Raw genomic sequence first — 2,412 nt, 5'->3', positions numbered from 1 at the left:
CACGCGCGACTGCACGATGATCGCCACATACGACACGCACAGCATCACGTGACCGATCCAGATCGTCAGGATGCCGCGCCCCGCGGGCCAGCCGATCATCTGCTGGAGCGCCACGAAGAGCAGCAGCAGCGAGATGCCCTGAATCACTTCGGGGATTACGAGCGGCGCGTTGATCATGCCGGTGTAGAGCGTGAAGCCGCGAAAGCGGCCCATGCGGGCGAGCACGAAACCGGCCCACGTACCGATCACGACCGAGGCGAACGCCGTCATCAGGCCGATCTTGAGCGACAGCCACGCGGCCGACAGAAGCTCGTCATCCTGCAGCAGCGCCGCGTACCACTTGAGCGAGAAGCCGGACCAGACCGTCACGAGCTTCGACTCGTTGAACGAGTAGACGACGAGGCTGATGATCGGGATATAAAGGAACAGAAAGCCGAGCGTGAGAACGCTGGTGGAAATCGCGCGGTTGGGCTTGATCATTTGCTTTCCTCCAGCTCCTTGACCTGGTAGTACTGAAAGACCGCCATCGGCACGAGCAGCAGCAACACCATCGCGACGGTGACAGCCGAGGCCATCGGCCAGTCCATGTTGTTGAAGAACTCGTCCCACATGACGCGGCCGATCATGAGCGTGTCCGCGCCGCCGAGCAGCTCGGGAATCACGTACTCGCCCACCGCCGGAATGAACACGAGCAGGCTGCCCGCGATGATCCCGTTCTTCGACAGCGGCAGCGTGATCTGCGTGAAGGCGACCCACGGTTTCGCGCCGAGGTCATAGGCCGCTTCGAGCAGGGTCAGGTCCATCTTGCACAGGTGCGCGTAAAGCGGCATCACCATGAAGGGCAGATACGAATAGACCATGCCGATATAGACGCCCGCATCGCTGTGATAGAGGCGCAGCGGCGAATGAATCATGCCGATGGCCATGAGCGCGTGATTGAGCAGGCCGTCGTCCTTGAGAATGCCGATCCACGCATAGACGCGAATCAGGAACGACGTCCAGAACGGCAGCATCACGCCCATCATCAGCAGGTTGCGCGTGGCCGGATTGGAGCGCGCGATGTAGTAGGCGATGGGATAGCCGATCAGCAGACAGAAGAACGTCGACACCGCCGCCATCTTCAGCGAACTGATGTAGGTGGCGATATAGAGGCTGTCCTGCAGCAGGAACGCGTAGTGCGAAAGCTGCAGCGCGAGATGCACCATGCCGTCCTTCATCTCGACCAGGTTCGAGTAGGGCGGAATGCCCATGACCTGATCGGCGAAGCTGATCTTGAGCACCAGCACGAAGGGCAGTGCGAAGAACAGCGCCAGCCAGATGAACGGCACGCCGATCACGGTGGTGCGCCCCGAAGGCACGAAGCGCGAGAACAGGCGCGCAAAAGCGCCGCGCCGTACCGCGCCTTGCGGCGCGCCCGACGTAGAGGGAAGCGAGGTACTCATTGGGTCATCCTCCTCATCATGCCGTGAGCACGACGCCGCTCGCGGGCGACCACGAGACATAGACATCGTCGTTCCAGGCGGGTGCGCCTTCGTTCATCAGGTGGGAGCTGGAGAGATTCGACACCACCACCTTGCCGCCCGGCAGACGTACGTGATAGAGCGAATAGCTGCCCATGTAGGCGACATCGGAGACCACGCCGCGCGCCCAGTTGTGCGCCGTGCCCGGTTTCTCGCGCGTCACGCGCACGCGCTCGGGACGCACCGAAATGCCCACCGGCATGCCCAGCGGCCCGGTCACGCCATGACTCACATACATGCGCGTTTCCAGGTCCTCGCTTTCGACGAAGATGTGATCCGGTTCGTCTTCGACGACCTTGCCTTCGAACAGGTTGGTCGAGCCGATGAACTCGGCGGAGAAGCGGCTGTTGGGGAATTCGTAGACTTCGGACGGCGAGCCGATCTGCACGATGCGGCCTTCGCTCATGACGGCGAGGCGGTTGGCCATCGTCATCGCCTCTTCCTGGTCGTGCGTGACCATCACACAGGTGACATCGACCTTTTCGATGATGTTGACGAGTTCGAGCTGGGTCTTCTGGCGGATCTTCTTGTCGAGCGCGGACATCGGCTCGTCGAGCAGCAGCAGTTTGGGGCGCTTGACGAGCGAGCGCGCGAGCGCGACGCGCTGCTGCTGGCCGCCGGAGAGCTGATGCGGCTTGCGTTTGGCGTAGCGGCTCATCTGCACGAGATTGAGCGCATCGGCCACGCGTTCCCTGATCTCGTTCTTCGGCACGCCTTCCTGCTTGAGGCCGAAGGCGACGTTGGTTTCGACGCTCATGTGCGGAAAGAGCGCATACGACTGGAACATCATGTTGACGGGGCGGCGATAGGGCGGCAGCGTCGCGAGGTCTTCGCCGTCGACGAAGATCTTGCCGGAGGTGGCGGTTTCCAGACCCGCGAGCATGCGCAGCAG

Annotated in this window: 3 protein-coding genes; all 3 read right to left on the bottom strand. The window is 62.2% G+C overall.

Annotated features, from left to right (window positions below; all coding sequences use genetic code 11):
* A partial coding sequence (locus B0G62_RS30965; protein WP_482811929.1) for an ABC transporter permease occupies positions 1-480 on the bottom strand: 480 nt, incomplete at its 3' end.
* The gene (locus B0G62_RS30960) at positions 477-1,442 is read right to left on the bottom strand and encodes an ABC transporter permease subunit (RefSeq protein WP_103707974.1); all 966 of its coding nucleotides are present in this window, start codon (positions 1,440-1,442) and stop codon (positions 477-479) included. The genes B0G62_RS30965 and B0G62_RS30960, both read right to left, overlap by 4 nt.
* Positions 1,443-1,458: 16 nt before the next feature.
* Positions 1,459-2,412, bottom strand: a 954-nt coding sequence (locus B0G62_RS30955; protein WP_103707973.1) for an ABC transporter ATP-binding protein, incomplete at its 5' end; no start/stop codon positions are given.

The organism is Paraburkholderia eburnea (assembly GCF_002917095.1).
Lineage (GTDB): Bacteria > Pseudomonadota > Gammaproteobacteria > Burkholderiales > Burkholderiaceae > Paraburkholderia > Paraburkholderia eburnea.
This window is presented reverse-complemented; position numbering and strand designations above follow the sequence as displayed.

Coding starts and splice junctions, on each gene's coding strand:
- B0G62_RS30960 (WP_103707974.1), bottom strand. CDS start 1,442: ATGAGTACCTCGCTTCCCTCTACGTCGGGCGCGCCGCAAGGCGCGGTA.